Source organism: Bacillus cabrialesii, assembly GCF_004124315.2.
Classification (GTDB): Bacteria; Bacillota; Bacilli; order Bacillales; family Bacillaceae; genus Bacillus; species Bacillus cabrialesii.
This window is the reverse complement of record NZ_CP096889.1, coordinates 3,719,861-3,742,403: the sequence shown is the minus strand read 5'-3', so window position 1 is coordinate 3,742,403 and position 22,543 is coordinate 3,719,861. Positions and strand designations below refer to the sequence as shown.

The 22,543-nt window shown below is 45.4% G+C and carries 23 protein-coding genes and 1 pseudogene; 20 read left to right on the top strand and 4 right to left on the bottom strand.

What is annotated here, in order from left to right; all coding sequences use genetic code 11:
- The first annotated feature begins 116 nt into the window (after positions 1-116).
- The 4 genes from EFK13_RS19135 to pyrG all read left to right on the top strand — a co-directional run bounded on the left by EFK13_RS19135 (position 117) and on the right by pyrG (position 5,923).
- Positions 117-2,234, top strand: a complete 2,118-nt coding sequence (locus EFK13_RS19135; RefSeq protein ID WP_129507305.1) for a heterodisulfide reductase-related iron-sulfur binding cluster — start codon at positions 117-119, stop codon at positions 2,232-2,234.
- Positions 2,231-3,370: an acyl-CoA dehydrogenase AcdA gene (acdA, locus tag EFK13_RS19130; protein ID WP_129507306.1), complete on the top strand. Its 1,140-nt coding sequence runs from the start codon at positions 2,231-2,233 to the stop codon at positions 3,368-3,370. The genes EFK13_RS19135 and acdA overlap by 4 nt, the downstream gene beginning before the upstream one ends.
- Before the next feature lie 182 nt (positions 3,371-3,552).
- The gene (gene rpoE / locus EFK13_RS19125) at positions 3,553-4,077 is read left to right on the top strand and encodes a DNA-directed RNA polymerase subunit delta (RefSeq protein WP_129507308.1); all 525 of its coding nucleotides are present in this window, start codon (positions 3,553-3,555) and stop codon (positions 4,075-4,077) included.
- Between the two features lie 238 nt (positions 4,078-4,315).
- The gene (gene pyrG / locus EFK13_RS19120) at positions 4,316-5,923 is read left to right on the top strand and encodes a glutamine hydrolyzing CTP synthase (RefSeq protein WP_075748551.1); all 1,608 of its coding nucleotides are present in this window, start codon (positions 4,316-4,318) and stop codon (positions 5,921-5,923) included.
- Positions 5,924-6,005: 82 nt separating this feature from the next.
- Here the strand turns inward: pyrG and EFK13_RS19115 are convergent, their stop codons facing one another.
- Entirely contained in the window at positions 6,006-6,527 is a 522-nt protein-coding gene (locus tag EFK13_RS19115) for a DUF2529 domain-containing protein (protein WP_129507309.1), read from the bottom strand.
- Positions 6,528-6,692: 165 nt separating this feature from the next.
- Between EFK13_RS19115 and spo0F the strand changes: the two genes are divergently transcribed.
- The 11 genes and pseudogenes from spo0F (at position 6,693) to EFK13_RS19060 (ending at position 17,237) form a co-directional block, all read left to right on the top strand.
- The gene (gene spo0F, locus EFK13_RS19110; RefSeq protein ID WP_003227621.1) at positions 6,693-7,067 is read left to right on the top strand and encodes a sporulation initiation phosphotransferase Spo0F; all 375 of its coding nucleotides are present in this window, start codon (positions 6,693-6,695) and stop codon (positions 7,065-7,067) included.
- Positions 7,068-7,246: 179 nt separating this feature from the next.
- A complete protein-coding gene (locus tag EFK13_RS19105; protein WP_064815996.1) occupies positions 7,247-8,104 on the top strand; it encodes a class II fructose-bisphosphate aldolase in 858 nt (285 codons plus the stop codon).
- Positions 8,105-8,222: 118 nt separating this feature from the next.
- A complete protein-coding gene (gene fsa / locus EFK13_RS19100; protein ID WP_064815997.1) occupies positions 8,223-8,861 on the top strand; it encodes a fructose-6-phosphate aldolase in 639 nt (212 codons plus the stop codon).
- A 379-nt stretch (positions 8,862-9,240) separates the two neighbouring features.
- Complete coding sequence (murA, locus tag EFK13_RS19095) at positions 9,241-10,530, top strand: UDP-N-acetylglucosamine 1-carboxyvinyltransferase (RefSeq protein WP_014115520.1); 1,290 nt, start codon at positions 9,241-9,243, stop codon at positions 10,528-10,530.
- A 30-nt stretch (positions 10,531-10,560) separates the two neighbouring features.
- Positions 10,561-11,526, top strand: a complete 966-nt coding sequence (gene glpX, locus EFK13_RS19090; RefSeq protein WP_064815998.1) for a class II fructose-bisphosphatase — start codon at positions 10,561-10,563, stop codon at positions 11,524-11,526.
- A gap of 213 nt (positions 11,527-11,739) precedes the next feature.
- Positions 11,740-11,902, top strand: a pseudogene (locus EFK13_RS19085) (hypothetical protein).
- A 30-nt stretch (positions 11,903-11,932) separates the two neighbouring features.
- A complete protein-coding gene (gene rho, locus EFK13_RS19080) occupies positions 11,933-13,216 on the top strand; it encodes a transcription termination factor Rho (RefSeq protein WP_003221939.1) in 1,284 nt (427 codons plus the stop codon).
- Positions 13,217-13,334: 118 nt separating this feature from the next.
- Positions 13,335-13,535, top strand: coding sequence for a 50S ribosomal protein L31 (rpmE, locus tag EFK13_RS19075; protein ID WP_003151132.1), 201 nt, complete (start codon positions 13,335-13,337; stop codon positions 13,533-13,535).
- 88 nt (positions 13,536-13,623) lie between these two features.
- The gene (locus EFK13_RS19070) at positions 13,624-14,211 is read left to right on the top strand and encodes a thymidine kinase (RefSeq protein WP_129507310.1); all 588 of its coding nucleotides are present in this window, start codon (positions 13,624-13,626) and stop codon (positions 14,209-14,211) included.
- 287 nt (positions 14,212-14,498) lie between these two features.
- Positions 14,499-16,196, top strand: a complete 1,698-nt coding sequence (gene malS, locus EFK13_RS19065; protein WP_167470877.1) for an oxaloacetate-decarboxylating malate dehydrogenase — start codon at positions 14,499-14,501, stop codon at positions 16,194-16,196.
- 81 nt (positions 16,197-16,277) lie between these two features.
- Positions 16,278-17,237, top strand: a complete 960-nt coding sequence (locus tag EFK13_RS19060) for an AEC family transporter (protein WP_129507312.1) — start codon at positions 16,278-16,280, stop codon at positions 17,235-17,237.
- A 34-nt stretch (positions 17,238-17,271) separates the two neighbouring features.
- On the opposite strand, the gene racA is transcribed toward EFK13_RS19060, so the two are convergent.
- Together racA and gloA2 are read right to left on the bottom strand one after the other, a co-directional pair.
- Complete coding sequence (racA, locus tag EFK13_RS19055; protein ID WP_129507313.1) at positions 17,272-17,826, bottom strand: chromosome-anchoring protein RacA; 555 nt, start codon at positions 17,824-17,826, stop codon at positions 17,272-17,274.
- A gap of 121 nt (positions 17,827-17,947) precedes the next feature.
- On the bottom strand, positions 17,948-18,334 hold the full coding sequence (gene gloA2, locus EFK13_RS19050; protein WP_129507368.1) for an SMU1112c/YaeR family gloxylase I-like metalloprotein: 387 nt from the start codon (positions 18,332-18,334) through the stop codon (positions 17,948-17,950).
- Between the two features lie 125 nt (positions 18,335-18,459).
- On the opposite strand from gloA2, the gene prfA reads away from it, so the two are divergent.
- The 3 genes from prfA (at position 18,460) to EFK13_RS19035 (ending at position 20,747) form a co-directional block, all read left to right on the top strand.
- Positions 18,460-19,530, top strand: coding sequence for a peptide chain release factor 1 (prfA, locus tag EFK13_RS19045; protein ID WP_003227645.1), 1,071 nt, complete (start codon positions 18,460-18,462; stop codon positions 19,528-19,530).
- 1 nt (position 19,531) lies between these two features.
- Positions 19,532-20,398: a peptide chain release factor N(5)-glutamine methyltransferase gene (gene prmC, locus EFK13_RS19040; protein ID WP_129507314.1), complete on the top strand. Its 867-nt coding sequence runs from the start codon at positions 19,532-19,534 to the stop codon at positions 20,396-20,398.
- 61 nt (positions 20,399-20,459) lie between these two features.
- The gene (locus tag EFK13_RS19035) at positions 20,460-20,747 is read left to right on the top strand and encodes a DUF5316 family protein (RefSeq protein ID WP_129507315.1); all 288 of its coding nucleotides are present in this window, start codon (positions 20,460-20,462) and stop codon (positions 20,745-20,747) included.
- A gap of 17 nt (positions 20,748-20,764) precedes the next feature.
- Here EFK13_RS19035 and EFK13_RS19030 read toward each other — a convergent pair whose 3' ends face one another.
- Positions 20,765-21,127, bottom strand: a complete 363-nt coding sequence (locus tag EFK13_RS19030; RefSeq protein WP_103748567.1) for a UPF0715 family protein — start codon at positions 21,125-21,127, stop codon at positions 20,765-20,767.
- A 140-nt stretch (positions 21,128-21,267) separates the two neighbouring features.
- Here EFK13_RS19030 and spoIIR point away from each other — a divergent pair, with 140 nt between their 5' ends.
- Both spoIIR and EFK13_RS19020 read left to right on the top strand, forming a co-directional pair.
- Positions 21,268-21,942: a stage II sporulation protein R gene (spoIIR, locus tag EFK13_RS19025; protein WP_129507316.1), complete on the top strand. Its 675-nt coding sequence runs from the start codon at positions 21,268-21,270 to the stop codon at positions 21,940-21,942.
- A 65-nt stretch (positions 21,943-22,007) separates the two neighbouring features.
- A complete protein-coding gene (locus tag EFK13_RS19020; RefSeq protein WP_129507317.1) occupies positions 22,008-22,451 on the top strand; it encodes a GNAT family N-acetyltransferase in 444 nt (147 codons plus the stop codon).
- Positions 22,452-22,543 lie beyond the last annotated feature (92 nt).

Here is a 22,543-nt window from a genome sequence, read left to right as displayed (position 1 = left end):
AACAGCAGGAATTTAATTATTGACTGAACACTCATTCATTATTTATCATAAAGATAATCATATACAGATTCGAGAGTAGGGGATCGCGTTTTTTATCAGTAAAAGGGGGAATTGGAATGAGCGGCTTTCTCATCGCAAATGCATTGTTGTTTCTGATTGTAACCGCTTACGCTGTCTGTTTGTTTGTCTACTTGGTCAAAACGAGACTGGCCTACATCAGACTCGGACAGAAGGAACAATTTGACCAACGGATCAAGGAACGGCTTCGCGCCATATGGGTGAATGTATTCGGACAGAAAAAACTGCTCAAGGACAAGAAAAGCGGAATCATTCACGTTATGTTTTTCTACGGATTTATATTGGTTCAATTCGGAGCAATCGACTTTATCATCAAAGGACTGGCTCCTGACCGGCATCTGCCGCTCGGCCCTGTCTATCCCGCCTTCACCTTTTTTCAGGAAATCGTTACGTTTCTTATTTTAATCGCTGTCGGCTGGGCATTCTACAGACGTTATATCGAAAAGCTCGTCAGGCTGAAACGCGGTTTCAAAGCAGGACTCGTTCTCATTTTTATCGGAGGGTTAATGCTGACGGTCCTGCTTGGGAACGGGATGAATCTCATTTGGCATGAGCACGGGCTTTCTTGGAGCGAGCCGATCGCATCAGGCATCGCGTTTTTGCTTGGCGGTGTCGGGAAAACGGGCGCGGCGGTGATTTTCTATATCGCATGGTGGGTGCATCTTCTGTTTTTGCTGAGTTTTTTAGTGTACGTGCCTCAGTCAAAGCACGCTCATTTAATCGCCGGTCCTGCCAATGTCTTCTTCAATCGAATGGAGTCAGCCGGGAAGCTTGAAAAAATCGATTTTACCGACGAAACGAAAGAAAGCTACGGAGCGGGTAAAATTGAAGATTTCAGGCAGTCTCAGCTACTTGATCTGTACGCGTGTGTCGAGTGCGGCCGCTGCACCAATATGTGCCCAGCAACAGGTACAGGAAAAATGCTGTCACCGATGGATTTGATTTTGCGCCTCAGAGACCATCTCACGGAAAAAGGCGCCGCCGTCACCTCGCGTTCGCCATGGGTGCCCGCGGCAGCGTTCCGGCATACGAGAGGCAATCAGCTGGCCGCGGCGTCAGCGGGCAGCGGATCGCGGGAAGCCGCAGCAGCGCTGGATTACAATCCAAGCCTGATCGGAGATGTTATCACAGAGGAAGAAATTTGGGCGTGCACCACTTGCCGAAACTGTGAGGATCAATGTCCGGTCATGAACGAGCACGTCGATAAAATCATCGACCTCCGCCGCTACCTCGTACTGACAGAAGGAAAAATGGACAGTGACGCGCAGCGCGCCATGACCAGCATCGAACGGCAGGGAAATCCGTGGGGCCTCAATCGCAAGGAACGTGAAAATTGGCGTGACGCGGCGCCGGATGCCGAGATTCCGACCGTAAAAGAAATGAAAAAAGAAGGAAAAGAATTTGAGTACCTTTTCTGGGTCGGTTCCATGGGGTCTTACGACAACAGAAGCCAGAAAATCGCCGTCTCTTTTGCTAAGCTGCTCAATCACGCGGGCGTGTCCTTCGCGATCCTCGGCAATAAAGAAAAAAATTCAGGAGACACGCCGCGCCGCCTCGGAAATGAATTTTTATTCCAAGAGCTGGCAGAGAAGAATATTTCCGAATTTGAAAAAAATCATATCAAAAAAATCGTTACAATCGATCCGCACGCATACAATTTATTTAAAAACGAGTACCCTGATTTCGGATTCGAAGGCGAGGTTTATCACCATACAGAAGTGCTGGCCGAGCTGGTGAAGAACGGGAAATTAAAACCGCAGCACCCGCTTTATGAGACGATTACCTTCCATGATTCATGCTACTTGGGCCGGTACAACGAAGTCTATGATCCGCCGAGGGAGATTTTGAAAGCCATTCCGGGCGTAGAGCTGATTGAAATGGAGAGAAACCGGGAAACCGGCATGTGCTGCGGGGCAGGCGGGGGGTTAATGTGGATGGAGGAAGAAACGGGCAACAGGATTAACGTCGCCAGGACAGAGCAAGCGCTTGCGGTCAACCCTTCGGTGATCGGCTCAGGATGTCCGTACTGTCTCACGATGCTCGGAGACGGCACAAAGGCAAAAGAAGCCGAGGACCGGGTTAAAACATATGATGTCGCCGAGCTACTGGCCCAATCTGTCTTAGGCGCTGATATGAAAATGGGGGAGAAACCATGAATTTCTCATTATCAGAAGAACACGAAATGATACGGAAATTAGTGCGAGATTTTGCAAAGCATGAGGTGGCCCCGACAGCGGCGGAACGCGACGAGCAAGAACGCTTCGACCGGGAGCTGTTTCGGGAAATGGCGCATCTGGGGCTGACGGGGATTCCGTGGCCTGAAGAATATGGAGGAATCGGAAGTGACTATCTGGCCTACGTCATGGCGGTGGAGGAGCTGTCAAAAGTGTGCGCCTCCACCGGTGTGACGCTTTCTGCCCATATCTCTCTTTGCAGCTGGCCGCTGTTTGCCTATGGGACGGAAGAACAGAAGACAGAGCATTTAACACAGCTGGCCCTCGGAGAGAAAATCGGCGCTTTCGCTTTGACTGAAGCAGGGTCCGGTTCTGACGCCGGCGGCATGAAAACAACTGCTGAACGAATCGGTGATCATTATGTGCTAAATGGGTCAAAAGTGTTTATCACAAACGGCGGGATCGCGGATATTTACATTGTTTTTGCCATCACTGATCCCGAGAAAAAGAAAAAAGGCGTTTCCGCTTTTATTGTAGAAAAAGATGCTGAAGGTTTTGTTACAGGCAAGAAAGAAAAGAAGCTGGGCATCCGTTCGTCACCGACAACGGAAATTACATTCGAAGATTGTGTTGTGCCCGCAGCAAATCGTCTCGGAGAAGAAGGGGAAGGCTTCAAAATCGCGATGAAGACGCTTGATGGAGGCAGAAACGGTATTGCCGCCCAAGCAGTGGGCATCGCTCAGGGGGCGCTTGATGCCGCGCTTCAATACGCAAAAGAGAGAAAGCAATTCGGAAAATCGATCGCCGAGCAGCAAGGCATCGCTTTTAAACTCGCGGATATGGCTACAATGATAGAAGCTTCAAGGCTATTGACCTATCAGGCGGCATGGCTTGAATCATCAGGTCTTCCGTATGGAAAAGCTTCCGCCATGTCCAAACTGCTGGCGGGAGATACGGCGATGAAGGTAACGACCGAAGCCGTGCAGATCTTCGGCGGCTACGGTTATACAAAAGATTATCCGGTCGAACGATATATGCGTGATGCGAAAATCACGCAAATCTATGAAGGCACTCAAGAAATTCAAAGACTTGTCATCTCCAGAATGCTCGCGGATTAACGCAAAACATCTATCAGTCGGATCACTCTTGTAAAATTATTTAAATTAACGCTGTTAAGGGTAGCATATTCTGTTTTATTTTGTTTATAATGAGAGGTATGGTTTGTATAAGAACGATACAAAATCGCTTTCATTATTGATAAAACAGATACATATAAGTAATAGAAAGGGAGTGTCCGACCTTGGGTATCAAACAATATTCACAGGAAGAGCTAAAGGAAATGGCTTTAGTTGAAATCGCTCACGAATTATTTGAAGAACATAAAAAACCAGTTCCATTTCAGGAGCTTTTAAATGAAATCGCATCTTTGCTCGGCGTGAAAAAAGAAGAGCTTGGAGACCGCATCGCTCAATTTTATACAGATTTAAACATTGACGGCCGTTTCCTGGCGCTTTCTGACCAGACTTGGGGGCTTCGCAGCTGGTATCCGTATGATCAGCTTGATGAAGAAACTCAGCCGACAGTCAAGGCGAAAAAGAAAAAAGCGAAGAAAGCAGTCGAAGAAGATCTTGATCTTGACGAGTTTGAAGAGGTTGATGAAGATGACCTTGATTTGGACGAAGTTGAGGAAGAACTTGATCTTGACGCCGACGATTTTGACGATGAAGATCTCGATGAAGACGACGACGATCTTGAGATCGAAGAGGATATTATTGATGAAGAAGATGAAGACTATGAAGAAGACGAAGAGGATCTCAAATCGTAAAAGATTTCATCTGCAAAACGATCTTGACTTTCATAGTCGAACTATGTAGTATGTATTTTGGGCTCTTCAAAAACGAAGAGAGAACATAGTGCGTTATGCTCCCTTTCAAGAAATTGAAAGGGAGCTTTCTTATTTTCACCCCTCATTTTTCTTATAAATCATTTAAAAGGCTAAATGATTTTCTATAAAACAGTACATTTTAAAAATGTAGCTAAGAGCGAAGAGAGGAGCAAACGAAATGACGAAATATATTTTTGTAACCGGGGGAGTCGTATCCTCACTTGGAAAGGGTATTGTAGCAGCTTCATTGGGACGTTTGCTGAAAAACCGCGGATTAAACGTGACGATTCAAAAATTCGATCCATACATCAACGTTGACCCGGGAACAATGAGCCCGTACCAGCACGGTGAAGTATTCGTAACGGATGACGGCGCTGAAACTGACTTGGACCTTGGTCACTATGAGCGTTTTATCGACATCAACCTGAATAAATTCAGCAACGTGACAACAGGTAAAATCTATTCAACAGTTCTTAAAAAAGAACGACGCGGAGACTATCTTGGCGGAACCGTACAGGTCATCCCGCACATCACAAACGAACTGAAAGACCGTGTGTACCGCGCGGGGAAAGAAACAAACGCAGATGTCGTCATTACAGAAATCGGCGGTACCGTCGGAGACATCGAATCACTGCCATTCCTTGAGGCGATCCGCCAAATGAAGAGCGACATCGGCCGTGAAAACGTGATGTACATCCACTGTACGCTTGTACCTTACATTAAAGCTGCTGGCGAATTGAAAACAAAACCGACACAGCACAGCGTAAAAGAATTGCGCAGCTTGGGCATTCAGCCAAACATCATCGTCGTTCGTACAGAAATGCCGATTTCTCAAGATATGAAAGATAAAATCGCGCTATTCTGCGACATCGATACAAAAGCGGTGATCGAGTGTGAAGATGCGGACAACCTTTACTCCATTCCTCTTGAGCTTCAAAAACAAGGGCTTGATAAGCTTGTTTGCGAGCACATGCAATTGTCATGCGAAGAGGCGGAAATGTCAGAGTGGAAAGAGCTTGTTAACAAAGTCAGCAACCTGTCTCAAACGATCACGATCGGTCTTGTCGGCAAATACGTTGAGCTTCCTGACGCATATATTTCTGTTGTTGAATCACTCCGCCATGCGGGCTATGCGTTTGACACAGATGTAAAAGTGAAATGGATCAACGCCGAAGAAGTGACAGAAAGCAACATCGAAGAGCTCACAAGCGGAACGGACGGAATCATCGTGCCGGGCGGATTCGGAGATCGCGGTGTTGAAGGCAAAATCGTCGCTACTAAATACGCGCGCGAAAACAACATTCCGTTCTTGGGCATTTGCTTGGGCATGCAGGTTGCATCTATTGAATATGCACGAAACGTATTGGGCTTAAAAGGCGCTCACTCAGCGGAAATTGATCCGTCAACTCAATATCCGATCATCGACCTTCTTCCTGAACAGAAGGATGTTGAGGATCTCGGAGGAACGCTGCGACTCGGCCTTTACCCTTGTAAGCTTGAAGAGGGCACGAAAGCCTTTGAAGTGTATCAGGATGAAGTGGTATACGAGCGCCACCGCCACCGCTATGAATTCAACAACGAATTCAGACAGCAAATGGAAGACCAAGGCTTCATCTTCTCAGGCACAAGCCCTGATGGACGCCTTGTTGAAATCATCGAGCTGAAAGACCATCCTTGGTTCGTGGCTTCTCAGTTCCATCCAGAGTTCAAGTCAAGACCGACAAGACCTCAGCCTCTATTCAAAGGCTTCATCGGAGCGTCTGTCGAAGCTGCAAATCAGAAGTAACAAAAAAAGACTTGCCGTTTGTCAAAAGCGGGCAAGTCTTTTTTATTTGTTTCCGGCAAGATACAGCATGTACAATAAGATATTATGCATACTCTTGCAGAATTTCTTTTAATGTAAACGATAAAGCATGGTAGACATACAGTGCTGTCATTAAAGAGGGAAATCCGTAACGGGTGCCGTCTTCATCGGGAACGAGCGGCATTTTTAATTTAGAATCAATATGCACATCACAATATTGTTCAATTCCCGCACTCTCTTTGGCAGCCGGCGAAACGCATACGACTCCCGCACCTTTTTCATAAAGCTCTTTCGCGAGCGCCTGCTCCTCGGGTGTGCCCGTCCCCGAGCAAAACATCAGCACCCTGTCGCTTTCTGTCACTTCCTCAGCGCTTTTCGGAAAGGCTTTGACGGATGGGAAGGGCTCTCTGCTTTCGGTTGCCTCATAAAAGACGCCCTGAAGCTCATTTGCTCCGTATAAATAAATGGAATGCCCGCTGATTACCGCTTGAGCAAGCAGCCGCGCCCCATCTTCAATCGCGTCAGATTCCTTATCCTGAATGCGGGAAAAAATACCTGTTAACTGCGTCGTAAATATTTTCAACATAAGTGAATCCTCCTTTATAACGTACAATATCAGTATACAACAAAAGAGAAAATGCTCAGAAAATGTCGTAAAGTAGACTATTATAATTAAAGGAAATAGGAAAATCAAACAGAATACATACACTACTGCTTACTTTTGACGAAAATCATAATATTGGGGTGTAAAATGATGAATGAAAAAATTTTAATCGTTGATGATCAATACGGCATACGTATTTTGCTTAATGAAGTGTTCAATAAAGAAGGCTACCAGACGTTTCAGGCTGCAAACGGCCTTCAGGCGCTCGACATCGTGACAAAAGAACGGCCCGACCTTGTGCTGCTGGACATGAAAATTCCCGGCATGGACGGAATCGAAATCCTAAAACGGATGAAGGTTATTGACGAAAACATCCGGGTGATCATCATGACCGCATACGGAGAGCTCGACATGATCCAGGAATCAAAGGAACTGGGCGCTCTTACGCACTTTGCGAAGCCGTTTGACATCGACGAAATCAGAGACGCCGTGAAAAAATATCTGCCCCTGAAGTCTAACTGACAAAAAGAAGAAACAAATGAATCATGTCATTGTGTTGCCGATTTGTCGAAAAGTTGGTATTCTAGTTATGGAGAAAAAGCGATCTGGTATTTACATATGACAGCAATAGATGGGTCATGCTAGGATGGAGAGCTTTTTTCGCTAGAAGACAATCAGGCTACATAAGGAGGACATTCGACATGCCTTTAGTTTCTATGACGGAAATGTTGAATACAGCTAAAGAAAAAGGGTACGCTGTAGGACAATTTAACTTAAACAACCTTGAGTTTACTCAAGCGATTTTACAAGCAGCTGAAGAAGAAAAATCTCCAGTGATCCTTGGTGTTTCCGAAGGTGCGGGACGCTACATGGGCGGCTTCAAAACAGTCGTAGCTATGGTAAAAGCACTTATGGAAGAGTACAAAGTGACAGTTCCTGTTGCAATTCACTTAGACCACGGTTCAAGCTTTGAATCTTGTGCGAAAGCGATTCATGCAGGTTTCACATCTGTAATGATCGACGCTTCTCACCATCCATTTGAAGAAAACGTAGCAACAACTGCTAAAGTTGTTGAGCTTGCTCATTTCCACGGAGTATCTGTAGAAGCTGAGCTTGGAACAGTAGGCGGACAAGAAGATGACGTTATCGCTGAAGGCGTAATCTACGCTGACCCTAAAGAGTGCCAAGAGCTTGTTGAGCGCACTGGCATCGACTGCCTTGCACCTGCATTAGGTTCTGTTCACGGCCCTTACAAAGGTGAGCCAAACCTTGGCTTCAAAGAAATGGAAGAGATCGGAAAAACAACTGGTCTTCCGCTAGTTCTTCACGGCGGTACTGGAATTCCGACTGATGACATCAAAAAATCAATTTCACTTGGTACAGCTAAAATCAACGTGAATACTGAAAACCAAATTTCTTCTGCAAAAGCTGTTCGCGAAACATTGGCAGCTAAGCCTGACGAATACGATCCTCGTAAATATCTTGGACCTGCTCGTGAAGCGATCAAAGAAACAGTTATCGGTAAAATGCGTGAATTTGGTTCTTCAAACCAAGCTTAATTCAATTGGAACGTTTATAGCCGCCTGACAGCTTGACAGGCGGTTTTCCGTCTATCTATAGAAAGCGCAATCATATTCACAGTTCAGAAAATTTCTTACTCAGGGAGGCTTTTTGAAAATGTTATTTTTTGTTGATACAGCTAATATCGATGAAATCAGAGAAGCGAATGAATTAGGAATCCTCGCTGGTGTAACGACGAATCCTAGTTTAGTAGCAAAAGAAGCTAACGTATCATTCCACGACCGTCTTCGCGAGATCACAGATGTCGTGAAAGGCTCTGTAAGCGCAGAGGTTATTTCTTTGAAAGCTGAGGAAATGATCGAGGAAGGAAAAGAACTGGCGAAAATCGCACCGAACATTACGGTGAAAATCCCGATGACATCTGACGGTTTAAAAGCGGTAAGAGCACTTACTGACTTAGGCATCAAAACGAACGTCACTTTGATCTTCAATGCAAACCAGGCGCTGCTTGCTGCCAGAGCAGGAGCAACATATGTATCTCCATTCCTGGGACGTTTAGATGACATCGGCCACAACGGGCTTGACCTGATCTCTGACGTCAAACAGATTTTTGACATTCACGGTCTTGACACGCAAATCATTGCGGCGTCAATCCGCCATCCGCAGCACGTGACAGAAGCCGCACTAAGAGGGGCTCATATCGGCACAATGCCGCTGAAAGTCATTCATGCGCTCACTAAGCACCCGTTAACAGACAAAGGAATCGAACAATTCCTGGCAGACTGGAATAAATAATGGCAAAGGGCGGCAAACAGCTTTATGCCTGTTTGCCGCGGCCTTTGTTTTTCACCGTCCTGATACAGCGGACCTACAGATGCTGACGCCGCTTTACAGAGAATGAATCATTGGGCTGCAGAAGCTGATATCGGAATGAAGGGTTTGCGTACTGCTTTTGCCGGATGACGACGATGTCTCTCGAACCGGCGGGTCTCTGTGCAACTTTCGAAACCTGTACCCCGCAAAGCTTCGCTATTTTCTTCCTGATATTTTACAATGTGTTGTATTCTTTCTCTGCGAATTGGCTAGATTTTGGACATGAGCTTTATTTGCAGAGACAGAATAAAATGACATTTTATTTAGCTCCGCAGCTATCTTCTTATGGAAGGAGACTATCATGGAAAAGTTGAATATTGCCGGCGGTGACTCGTTAAACGGTACAGTACATATCAGCGGCGCTAAAAACAGTGCTGTTGCATTAATACCTGCAACCATTTTGGCAAATTCCGAGGTGACAATTGAAGGGCTTCCAGAGATTTCAGATATTGAAACGCTGCGTGACCTGTTAAAGGAAATCGGCGGCAACGTGCATTTTGAGAATGGGGAAATGGTTGTTGACCCCACGTCGATGATCAGCATGCCGCTTCCTAACGGGAAAGTAAAAAAGCTTCGCGCGTCGTATTATTTAATGGGGGCGATGCTCGGCCGCTTCAAGCAGGCCGTCATCGGATTGCCCGGCGGCTGCCACTTGGGCCCGCGTCCGATTGACCAGCATATCAAAGGTTTTGAAGCGCTCGGAGCTGAAGTGACCAATGAACAGGGCGCCATTTATTTGCGTGCTGAAAGGCTGAGAGGCGCACGCATTTATTTAGATGTCGTAAGCGTAGGGGCAACCATTAACATTATGCTTGCCGCTGTTTTGGCGGAAGGGAAAACGATCATCGAGAACGCTGCCAAGGAGCCTGAGATCATTGATGTGGCGACCCTGCTTACCAGCATGGGCGCCAAAATCAAAGGTGCGGGAACCAATGTGATCCGAATTGACGGCGTGAAGGAACTGCACGGCTGCAAGCATACGATCATTCCGGACAGAATTGAGGCCGGGACATTTATGATTGCAGGGGCTGCAATGGGCAAGGAAGTCATTATCGATAATGTGATTCCGACTCATCTTGAATCGTTAACGGCAAAGCTGAGAGAAATGGGCTATCATATCGAAACAAGCGACGACCAGCTTCTCATTGTCGGCGGACAGAAGCATTTAAAGCCGGTTGATGTCAAAACCCTTGTATACCCGGGATTTCCGACTGATTTGCAGCAGCCGATGACGGCGCTGCTGACAAGGGCAAAAGGAACAAGTGTCGTCACAGACACCATTTACTCGGCAAGATTCAAGCACATTGATGAGCTGAGACGAATGGGTGCCAATATGAAAGTAGAAGGCAGATCTGCCATCATCACAGGTCCTGTCGAGCTTCAAGGCGCAAAAGTGAAGGCGAGCGATCTGCGTGCCGGAGCCTGTCTGGTGGTAGCAGGCCTGATGGCTGACGGCGTCACGGAAATTACGGGTCTGGAGCATATTGACCGCGGATACAGCAGCCTTGAGAAGAAGCTTGAGGGGCTTGGAGCGACAATCTGGCGTGAAAGAATGACTGACGAAGAAATAGAACAGCTTCAAAATTCATAATGGTTTCTTGTGAGAGGAGATCGTGTTGAAATGGAAAGAAGTTTATCTATGGAATTGGTACGTGTGACCGAAGCTGCGGCATTGGCATCTGCAAGATGGATGGGCCGGGGGAAAAAAGACGAGGCTGATGAAGCGGCGACAAGCGCAATGAGAGATGTTTTTGATACAGTTCCAATGAAAGGAACCGTTGTGATCGGTGAAGGCGAAATGGACGAAGCGCCGATGCTGTATATCGGGGAAAAGCTCGGGAACGGGTACGGCCCGCGCGTCGATGTCGCGGTTGATCCTCTTGAAGGCACAAACATCCTGGCAAGCGGCGGTTGGAATGCGCTGACGGTTATCGCGGTCGCAGACCACGGCACGCTTTTGAACGCTCCTGACATGTATATGGAAAAAATCGCAGTCGGCCCGGAAGCGGTGGGCTGTATTGACATCGAAGCACCCGTCATTGATAACCTTAAAGCGGTGGCGAAAGCGAAAAACAAGGATGTTGAGGACGTCGTTGCCACAATCTTAAACCGTGAAAGACACGCGAAAATTATTTCCGAGCTTCGTGAGGCCGGCGCCAGAATCAAATTGATCAATGATGGCGATGTCGCAGGCGCCATCAACACGGCTTTCGACCACACGGGCGTTGACATTCTGTTCGGGTCAGGCGGAGCTCCTGAGGGTGTGCTTTCCGCTGTTGCGTTAAAAGCACTGGGCGGAGAAATTATCGGTAAACTTCTTCCGCAAAGCGAGGAAGAAATCATACGCTGTAATAACATGGGCCTTGATTTAAGCAAAGTCCTTCGTATGGAAGACCTTGTGAAGGGTGATGACGCGATTTTTGCAGCTACCGGGGTAACTGACGGCGAGCTGTTAAAAGGCGTTCAATTCAAAGGCTCTGTCGGTACAACTGAAAGCTTAGTTATCCGTGCAAAATCAGGCACTGTCCGTTTTGTTGACGGCAGACACAGCCTGAAAAAGAAACCAAATCTTGTAATCCGTCCATAACAAACAGAAAAAGCGGGTATAAGCCCGCTTTTCTTTTGCAGAAAAGCGTCAACTCTATCAATTCCGTGTCAAAACCTTATTTCAGTTGAATAATTTTTTGAAATAAGGTAAAAATAAAGAGTGCTGCGAATTTTACTGCGTAATTCCTTCTTTTAAGCACTAGGAAAGTTTCAATTTCTACCGCATACAGACGATATAAGTATTGATCTTCTCATGTTTTTGTCCTCGCTTCCTTCAAAACTCATTAAGACAATCCTTTTAACAAAAGCGCCGATCATGGGTGGAAGTGTTACCGATAGAAGTTCCTTTATGTTAAAAAAAGAATGTGCTTTGGCGGATGTTGTGCAAAAGCAGCAGATTTACATGTGCAGAGTAAGATATTGACTATGAAAAGCGTGGTGTTTTTATGAAAGACGTATCTATTTCCTCTTTGGAAAATATGAAATTGAAAGAGCTTTATGAACTTGCAAGACATTATAAAATCTCCTATTACAGCAAACTGACAAAAAAAGAACTCATTTTCGCCATTCTGAAAGCGAATGCAGAACAGGAAGATCTGCTGTTCATGGAAGGCGTTCTTGAGATCATCCAGTCTGAAGGTTTCGGCTTCCTGAGACCGATCAACTACTCTCCAAGCTCAGAAGACATTTACATCTCAGCTTCACAAATCCGCCGTTTCGATTTGCGGAACGGAGACAAAGTATCAGGCAAGGTTCGCCCGCCAAAAGAAAATGAGCGCTACTATGGACTTTTGCACGTTGAAGCAGTAAACGGGGATGATCCCGAATCTGCAAAAGAGCGTGTACATTTCCCGGCTCTTACGCCTCTTTACCCAGACCGTCAAATGGTGCTTGAAACAAAGCCGAACTTCTTGTCTACAAGAATTATGGACATGATGGCGCCGGTCGGATTTGGACAGCGCGGTTTGATTGTGGCGCCGCCAAAAGCCGGAAAAACGATGCTTCTGAAAGAAATTGCCAACAGCATTACAGCAAACCAGCCTGAAGCAGAACTGATCGTGCTTCTGATCGACGAAAGACCGGAGGAAGTGACCGATATCGAACGCTCTGTAGCTGGGGATGTCGTCAGCTCAACGTTTGATGAAGTGCCGGAAAACCATATCAAAGTGGCCGAGCTTGTACTTGAGCGCGCGATGCGTCTCGTAGAACACAAAAAAGACGTTATCATCCTGATGGACAGCATCACACGACTTGCGCGGGCCTACAACTTAGTAATTCCGCCAAGCGGAAGAACGCTTTCCGGCGGGATTGACCCAGCGGCGTTCCACCGTCCGAAACGCTTCTTCGGTGCTGCGAGAAATATCGAAGAGGGCGGCAGCTTAACCATCCTTGCTACGGCTCTTGTCGATACAGGATCACGTATGGATGATGTGATTTATGAGGAATTCAAGGGAACAGGCAACATGGAGCTTCACCTTGACCGGTCTCTGGCAGAGCGCCGCATTTTCCCGGCCATCGATATCCGCCGTTCAGGAACGCGCAAGGAAGAACTGCTTGTGCCTAAAGAGCATCTTGATCGTTTATGGTCGATCCGCAAAACGATGTCTGATTCACCTGATTTCGCAGAAAAGTTCATGAGAAAAATGAAAAAAACCAAAACAAACCAAGAATTTTTCGATATTCTCAATCAAGAATGGAAACAGGCAAATCTATCATCTGCTAGACGATAAATTGTATTTGCAAAAGAAGTAAATCACTGATATAATTTTCTCATATGCGTTTCGGACAACGCTCCGAAATAATAACTCTGTTTCCACACGGGATTCAGGGCGGAAGGAGATGGATACAATGAAAGCAGGAATTCATCCTAATTTCAAAAAAGCAACAGTTAAATGCGCTTGCGGAAATGAATTTGAAACAGGCTCAGTAAAAGAAGAGGTACGCGTTGAGATTTGCTCTGAATGCCACCCATTCTACACTGGCCGTCAAAAATTCGCTTCTGCTGATGGTCGTGTTGATCGCTTTAACAAAAAATACGGTCTTAAGTAATAATAGATTTTTCAACAGGCAGGAAGCAGTCTTGCCTGTTTTTTATATTGTCTAAAACACAGCTGGCAGAGAGAGGGGAGCGGAGCCTATGTACATAATGAAACAAAGCGGATGGCTTGAGCTGATTTGCGGCAGCATGTTCTCGGGGAAATCTGAAGAGCTGATCAGAAGAGTGAAGAGAGCGACTTATGCCAAGCAGGAAGTCAGAGTATTTAAGCCTGTGATTGATAATCGTTACAGTGAAGATGCTGTTGTCTCCCATAATGGAACATCCATGACGAGCTATGCCATTTCTTCTGCTGCGGATATTTGGGATCACATCAGTGAAAGTACGGATGTGATTGCAGTTGATGAAGTGCAATTTTTTGATCACGACATTGTTGCAGTCTTATCATCTCTTGCCGATAAAGGTTACCGTGTGATTGCAGCGGGACTTGATATGGATTTTAGAGGAGAGCCGTTCGGCGTCGTCCCGGATATTATGGCGATTGCGGAAACTGTGACGAAGCTGCAAGCCGTCTGTTCCGTCTGCGGGTCACCGGCGAGCAGAACACAGCGCCTGATAGACGGCAAACCTGCTTCTTACGATGATCCGGTCATCATGGTAGGCGCATCCGAATCGTATGAAGCAAGATGCAGGCATCATCACGAAGTCCCAGGAAAATCTAAGATATAGTCCAAAACATGGGTATATAGATAGAAAGCACCGGTCAAAACACCGGTGTTTTTTTTATATTCTGATAATGGATAATTAAAAAATTTAATTAAGTGTATTAAAAAATTAAGTAATTTTCTTCTCTTGAATTTTGATTTTGACAGGAATACAATAGCTTACGTAAAGTAAATAGTTTTGAGACATTGTTCGAATAATTGTCACAAAGTCGTATAAAGATCATGATCGGTCATTTTTTAGAGGGTTATTACTTAACTTGGTTAACTATTTCAAGAAAGAAGGAGATTTGCTTGAATAACATAAAAAAAACAAAAGAAGGCCACTTAGAAACAACTCTTAGAGGAAAAGAAGTTTTATCGATTCCAACTTTAAATAAAGGTGTTGCTTTTACATTAGAAGAAAGACAAGAGCTTGGCTTAGAAGGACTTCTTCCGCCAACTGTACTTTCTCTTGATCAACAAGCGCAACGCGCATACGAGCAATTCCAAGCGCAGCCTGACCGCCTTCGTCAAAATGTTTACTTAAATGATCTTGCTAACCGCAATGAAGTTCTTTTCTATAAATTGCTTCAAAATCACCTTCGTGAAATGCTTCCTGTTGTATACACACCAACAGTTGGTGAAGCAATTCAAGAATACAGCCATGAATACAGAAGACCTCAAGGTATCTACTTGTCAATCGACAACATTGACGGTATTGAAAAGGCTTTTGAAAACCTTCATGCGACGGCAGGCGATATTGATCTTATCGTTGCCACTGACTCTGAAAGTATCCTTGGTATCGGTGACTGGGGTGTAGGCGGTATTAACATCGCTATCGGTAAATTGGCTGTGTACACTGCTGCAGCTGGTATTGACCCTAGCCGTGTTATTCCTGTAGTGCTTGATGTCGGTACAAACAACGAAAAACTTTTAAATGATCCTTTATACATTGGTAACCATCATGAACGTATTTCTGATGAACGTTATGAAGAATTCGTTGATGCGTATGTAAAAGCTGCGCTTAAATTCTTCCCTAAAGCGCTTCTTCACTGGGAAGACTTTGGTAACAAAAACGCGCGCAATATCATGAAAAAATACAACAACGAAATCCTGACATTCAACGATGATATTCAAGGTACAGGCGCAATTACACTTGCTGGTGTGCTTGCAGCGATGAAGAAAACTGGCGCATCTATTAAAGATCAGCGTGTTGTTGTCTTTGGTGCTGGTTCTGCCGGTATCGGTATTGCTGACCAAATCCGCGACACAATGGTGCTTGCTGGATTATCTGAAGAAGAAGCAAACAAAGCGTTCTTCACAATTGATTACAGAGGCCTGTTAACAGACGATATGGAAGGCATCCTTGATTTCCAAAAACCTTACCTTCGCAGTGCAGAAGAAGTGAAAGACTGGAAACGTGATGAAAAAGGCCAAATTTCATTCGATGAAGTGGTTCGCCAAGCGAAACCAACGATCTTAATCGGTACTTCAGGGGTTTCAGGAGCGTTCACAGAGGAAATTGTGAAAGAGATGGCATCTCACGTAGACCGTCCGGTGATCATGCCGATGTCTAACCCGACTCACCTTGCAGAAGCTGTTCCTGAAGATCTGTTCAAATGGACTGACGGAAAAGTGCTTGTAGCAACAGGAAGCCCATTTGACAATGTAGAATACAACGGTGTTTCTTATGAAATCGGACAATCTAACAACGCATTCGCGTTCCCTGGTCTTGGACTTGGTTCAATTGTAGCCGAAGCGCGTATCATTACGCCTGCGATGTTTGCTGCAACAGCTGATGCGATTGCTGAAATGGTTGACTTCGAAACACCTGGAGCAGGATTGCTTCCAAGCATCGATAAGCTACAAGAAGTTTCTATTCAAGTTGCGATTGCCGTTGCTGAAGCAGCTATTAAAGAAGGCGTAGCAAATCGTCAGCCTGAAGATGTAAAACAAGCGGTTCTTGATGCAATGTGGACACCTGAATACAAAAAAGTCATCGCAAAATAATTAGCGAGTAAATTTTTTCGTCCGAGGGAAAGCTTTTTGTAAAGCTAAAGTATACGGACATAGGATTTGGAGGAGAATATTTTGAGCATCTTAGATATCTTAATCCTCCTGGCACCGATTTTCTTTGTTATCGTGCTGGGTTGGTTTGCAGGACATTTTGGAAGTTATGATGCCAAGTCGGCAAAAGGGGTAAGTACGTTAGTAACGAAATACGCACTTCCAGCTCACTTTATCGCTGGTATTTTGACAACTTCCAGAAGTGAATTTTTATCACAAGTTCCATTGATGGTTTCTTTAATTATTGGGATTGTTGGTTTCTATATCATCATTCTTTTGGTTTGCAGATTTATCTTCAAGTATGATTTGACGAACTCATCTGTATTTTCTTTGAACTCTGCACAGCCGACATTCGCGTTTATGGGTATTCCTGTATTGGGAAGCTTGTTCGGTGCGCAAGAGGTTGCGATTCCGATCGCGGTTACAGGTATCGTTGTTAACGCGATTCTTGATCCGCTTGCGATCATTATTGCTACTGTCGGTGAGTCCTCTAAGAAAAACGAAGAGGGCGGCGACAGCTTCTGGAAGATGACAGGAAAATCAATCCTGCATGGTCTTTGTGAGCCGCTTGCAGCTGCTCCGTTAATCAGTATGGTCTTAGTGTTGGTTTTCAACTTCACTCTTCCTGAGCTGGGTGTTAAAATGCTTGATCAGCTTGGAAGCACAACATCTGGTGTTGCTCTCTTTGCTGTCGGTGTTACAGTTGGTATTCGTAAAATTAAACTCAGTATGCCGGCTATCGGTATTGCGTTACTAAAAGTTGCGGTTCAGCCTGCGTTAATGTTCCTGATTGCTCTTGCAGTAGGACTTCCAGCGGACCAAATGACAAAAGCAATCCTTCTTGTAGCATTCCCTGGTTCTGCCGTTGCAGCCATGATTGCGACTCGTTTCGAGAAACAAGAAGAAGAAACTGCGACAGCGTTTGTGGTCAGTGCGATTCTGTCATTGATTTCACTTCCAATTATTATCGCGCTTACTGCGTAATTCAAAAAGCTCCCTTTACGGGGAGCTTTTTGCTTTAGGTTTGAAATTTGAACAGTGACATGAGCGGTTTTTTTCTTGTTTTGGTTTTTTCGGAAGCGGCAGCGGTCTCGGGGATCGGCTGGGCGGTGAATTCTTTCATTTGTGAGGTCAGCGATTGCAGGTCTGCAAGGATGTCATCGAGTTCTCTTCGGTGCTGAAGCAGCTGGTAAGATACACCCTCATCGGCTTTTTGTTTCAGCTGGCGTTCCAATTCCCCGATCCTTGCCAGCAGTTCGTTTTCGTCCTGCTTTTGCTGTAATAGGGTGTCCAGCTTCTGTTCGAGCTGTTCAATTCTCCGTTCTGTGTCTCCGCTTGTCTTTTGGACAAGAAAGCCTGTGCGCTTTTTAGCGCTTTGCGGCACATGAATATCCTGAATCGCCGTGCCTTCAGAAATTTGTTTTTGAACAGATTTTAGAACCTTCACGTCTTCTGGCGTGAATGAATAGTGTCCGAGCTCATTGCGTTCTGCCGGGAGATTCAGCTGCTTCACCCACCGCTGCACCGTTTTTGCGGAGACGCCGAGTTCACTTGCTACCATATTTGTATTCATGATCCCATACCTCCTTTTTAGCTAGGTATTCGACCATAGAATGCGGTTCCCTTCCCGTTAGACAAAACAAGAAAAGATTCGGCAAAGAAAGTGGGGATCTCCTTTTTTTCTTCAAAAACCGTTATTGCTCATACAGCTCTAAAGGAAGCTGGTCAGGGTCAAAAAAGAAGGTGAAACGCTTGCCGGTCAGCGGATCTGTTCTGATCGGCTCTGTTTCGATTCCTTTTTCATAAAGCTCCTGAACCGCCTTATCCAAGCTGCTGACTGTAAAGGCGAGGTGGCGCAGGCCTGTCGCTTCTGGCCGGGTTTGACGCGCGGGTGGATCGGGAAATGAGAATAGTTCAATGACATACGAGCCGTTTAGCGACAAATCAAGCTTATAGGAGCCGCGTTCTTCGCGGTATGTTTCTTGAATGACTTGGAGACCAAGCTTATGTACGTAAAAAGCTTTCGACTTTTCATAATCTGAACATATGATTGCAATATGATGTATGGATTTCAGCAACATCATCCCTCCTCGATTCCCAGTATAGCAGAAGAGGCATTTTCAGCTGGGATTGAAATGCTTTTGACTGGGGTTAATCACTATACTATAATGAGAATGTTACGCACAGGAAAACAGAGGTGAAGACCGTGTTAGACCGTTTAAAGTCAATCGAAGAACGATACGAAAAATTAAATGAGCTTTTAAGCGATCCAGAAGTAGTTAACGATCCGAAAAAGCTAAGAGAATATTCAAAAGAGCAATCTGATATACAAGAAACAGTTGACGTATATAGACAATACAGAGATGCGTCAGAACAGCTGGCTGATGCAAAAGCGATGCTTGAAGAGAAGCTGGATGCTGAGATGCGCGACATGGTGAAGGAAGAGATTTCCGAACTTCAGAAGGAAACAGAAACACTGTCCGAACGCCTGAAGGTGCTCCTGATCCCGAAAGATCCTAATGACGACAAAAACGTTATCATGGAGATCCGCGGGGCTGCGGGAGGCGAGGAAGCCGCTTTATTCGCGGGCAACCTGTACAGAATGTATTCCCGTTATGCGGAGCTTCAAGGCTGGAAAACAGAGGTCATGGAGGCGAATGTAACCGGAACGGGCGGCTACAAAGAGATCATCTTTATGATTACGGGAAGCGGCGCGTATTCTAAACTTAAATATGAAAACGGCGCCCACCGCGTACAGCGTGTTCCGGAAACGGAATCCGGCGGTCGTATCCATACATCTACTGCAACAGTGGCATGTCTTCCTGAGGCAGAAGAGGTAGAGGTTGACATTCATGAGAAGGATATCCGTGTCGATACGTTTGCATCAAGCGGACCGGGCGGACAAAGCGTTAACACAACAATGTCTGCCGTTCGTCTGACGCACTTGCCGACAGGTGTTGTTGTATCATGCCAGGATGAAAAATCTCAGATCAAGAACAAAGAAAAAGCAATGAAGGTTCTCCGTGCCAGAATCTATGATAAATTTCAGCAGGAAGCCCAGGCTGAATATGATCAAACACGGAAATCAGCTGTCGGGTCAGGCGACCGCTCTGAGCGTATCCGCACATACAACTTCCCGCAAAACCGTGTGACGGATCACAGAATCGGCCTGACGATTCAAAAGCTTGATCAGATTCTTGAGGGAAAACTTGACGAAGTGGTTGAAGCGCTGATCGTTGAAGATCAGGCAAGCAAGCTTCAGCAGTCGGAAGGTTAAGATGAAGACGATATTTGAAGCCCTGAAATGGGCTTCTTCTTATTTAACCGAAGCGGGAAGAGAAGAAAATGCGGCCGAGCTTCTTTTGCTTTATGATACCGGAATGGACAGAAGCAAGCTGCTCGCCAGCTTACAGGAGCCGATTGGCGAAGATGAGCTGTATCGCTTTAAGCGCCACGTTGAGATGCATAAAGAGGGCGTGCCGGTTCAGTACATTATCGGAAAAGAGTTTTTTTACGGGCGTGAATTTATGGTGAATGATGATGTGCTGATCCCCCGGCCGGAAACAGAAGAGGTTGTCTATCATTTGCTTGAAAAATATCGGCGTGTCTTTTCTGAAGTCAGCAAGCTTGAAGTTGTTGACGTCGGTACAGGGAGCGGGGCGATAGCCGTCACACTTGCGCTTGAAAACCAAAACTTTTCTGTGTCAGCTGTCGATATTTCGAAGGAGGCGCTTCAAGTTGCCTCCGCCAATGCGGATAAGCTCGGAGCGGATGTGCGCTTTTATCAGGGCGACCTGCTTGAGCCTTTTATTAAGGCAGGAAAAAAAGCGGATATTATCGTCTCGAATCCTCCATATATTTCAGAAGAAGAAATGGCTGATCTGTCGGAGATTGTCCGTTTTCATGAGCCGCTGCACGCTCTTACCGATGGCGGAGACGGGCTGAAGTTTTATAAGCGGTTTATGGAAGACATCCCGCTGGTCATGGAGGATAAAGTGTTTGTCGTTTTTGAAATCGGATGGAAGCAGGGAGCGGCGGTCAAAGAACTCATCCTAAAGGCGTTTAAGGATGCGGAAGTGGAAGTGCTGAAAGATATTAACGGAAAAGACAGAACCATATGCGCTGTGATTCATAAAAATAAATAAGCAGCTTGCTGGCGAGTTGATGAATCAAGCTGTTTTAACACCAGCAAAGGGGATGTAAAAGATGAAAAAGGCCCTGACAGCAGGAATCTTGCTCATTGCGATTGAGAGCATGATTGGTACCATTTTTCCGCAGGCTCTTTCATATGAAACGATGTTCGGCGTTGCGTCTCTTGTTTTGATTGGGCTTGCGATCATTACATCGGGTTTGGCTGTAAGCGGAAGCGATCAGCGGGCAAACTACCATTCAGAAACCAAGGAAGGCCGTACAGCCCGCATGAAAATGGCGGCTGCTTTCTTTGTTGCGGCGATCCCTTCTATTCTATGTTATTTGCTGACGGTTTTGTTTTAATCAAAAAAGGAAGCCCCTTAGGCTTCCTTTTTTTGCAGTAAAACAGAATCCCATATCCAATAGACAAGCGCTGTTAATACAGCGAAAAGATAGAAGGCTGTATTTTGGAGCAGAGATTGTCCGGAAGGCTGCAGCACGCCGAAAATGATCGCGTTGGCAATAAAAGCCGAGACAAGGTAATACAGCAGGTACAAAGGGCTGAACCGTTTCGGTTTTTTATTCATCATGAATTGAAGCGGCAGCGCGAATATCAAATAAGGAAACAGAAAATAAAATGCCATTGTGATGAGAGCGGCAATGATGAATGAGTGAATATAAATAATCGAATAAAGCACCGACATCGTAAATGCTGATAACAGCACTGTATAATTATATTTCATCTTAAACCTCCTAAAACACTATCGTACCATAAATAAGATTAACAGCTTGCTAGATTTTTTTCACCCTGTACGTTTACCGTAGGCTCTCCTTGTCCATAATAGGGCTAGAAACAAAGCATGGAGAGGAACGGTGGGGACCGATGAAAAAAACAGTAATCATTTGTATATATATCTTTCTTTTATTATCCGGAGCGCTTGTGGGGCTGGCAAAAGAAGAAACGGCACAGCAATCAGAAAATCAGCCGGTGGTCATACCGGATCAGGCGATTCGTTTAAGAATATTAGCAAACAGTGATAGTGACGAAGATCAGCAATTAAAACGTCATATCAGAGACGCGGTGAATAAAGAAATCACAATCTGGGTAAAGGATATGACTTCTATAGAAGAAGCTCGTCGTGTGATTCGCTCAAAGCTTCCTGAAATCAAAGAAATCGCTAAGGAAACGATGAGGGAAGAAGGAGCCAACCAATCGATATCCGTTGATTTTGACAAAATCTCATTTCCGACAAAGCTTTATGGCAACATGGTTTATCCAGCCGGCGAGTATGAAGCGATTCTGATTACGCTTGGAAACGGCGAAGGGGCCAACTGGTGGTGTGTGCTGTTCCCGCCGCTATGCTTTCTCGATTTTTCTAACGGTGAAGCCGTCAAAGAGCAGGAAGATAAAGAAGCTTCAAAAAAGCAGACTGAAAAAGTGCTTGAAGACGTAACCGCTAAAGCTGAAAAAGCCAAAAAAGAAGAGAAAGAAGAAAAGGAAGACGGCACAGAAGTGAAATTCTTCTTAGTCGAATGGATTTCCGACCTTTTTTCCTAATCACCTGGTCTAAAAATAGATTTGCCTCATAGATTGGAAGAAAGAATGCAAAACGGGGTGAACGGATGTTTTATCAACTGCGGATGGCAAGGGAAAAAGACGGAGACGTGCTCGAGGAATTTTTAAAACAGGCGAAAACCAATCATGAAGGCGTGAAAGAAGGCTTCGCTCAATTCCTTATGCTGGAGGACAGCGAGAAAAACATTGCCGGATGTCTCGGAATTGAAAAAATAAGCTGTGATCAAGGGCTGCTGCGATCACTTGTGATATCGGACAAGCTTCACCAAGGGCATATTGTGACGCTTTTTCAGAGCATGGAGCTGCTGTGCGAAAAGCACCAGATCAAAACAGTATATTTAATAGCAAATCAGCATTCCTCTGCTGACTTCCTTGCGGCCATGGGATTTGAACCAGCTGAAAGCGTACCGGAAGAGCTGTTTTCTTCTGATCACTTCTGTGAATCGCGGCAAACGGAAGGGGCCGTCTTGATGAAAAAATCATCTGGATAAGTAGGATTTATACACATACTTATCCACTTCCTCATTAGCGTTGTCCACAATTTGTGGATAACGCTTGTTTTATTACAGGACATCTTTTATAC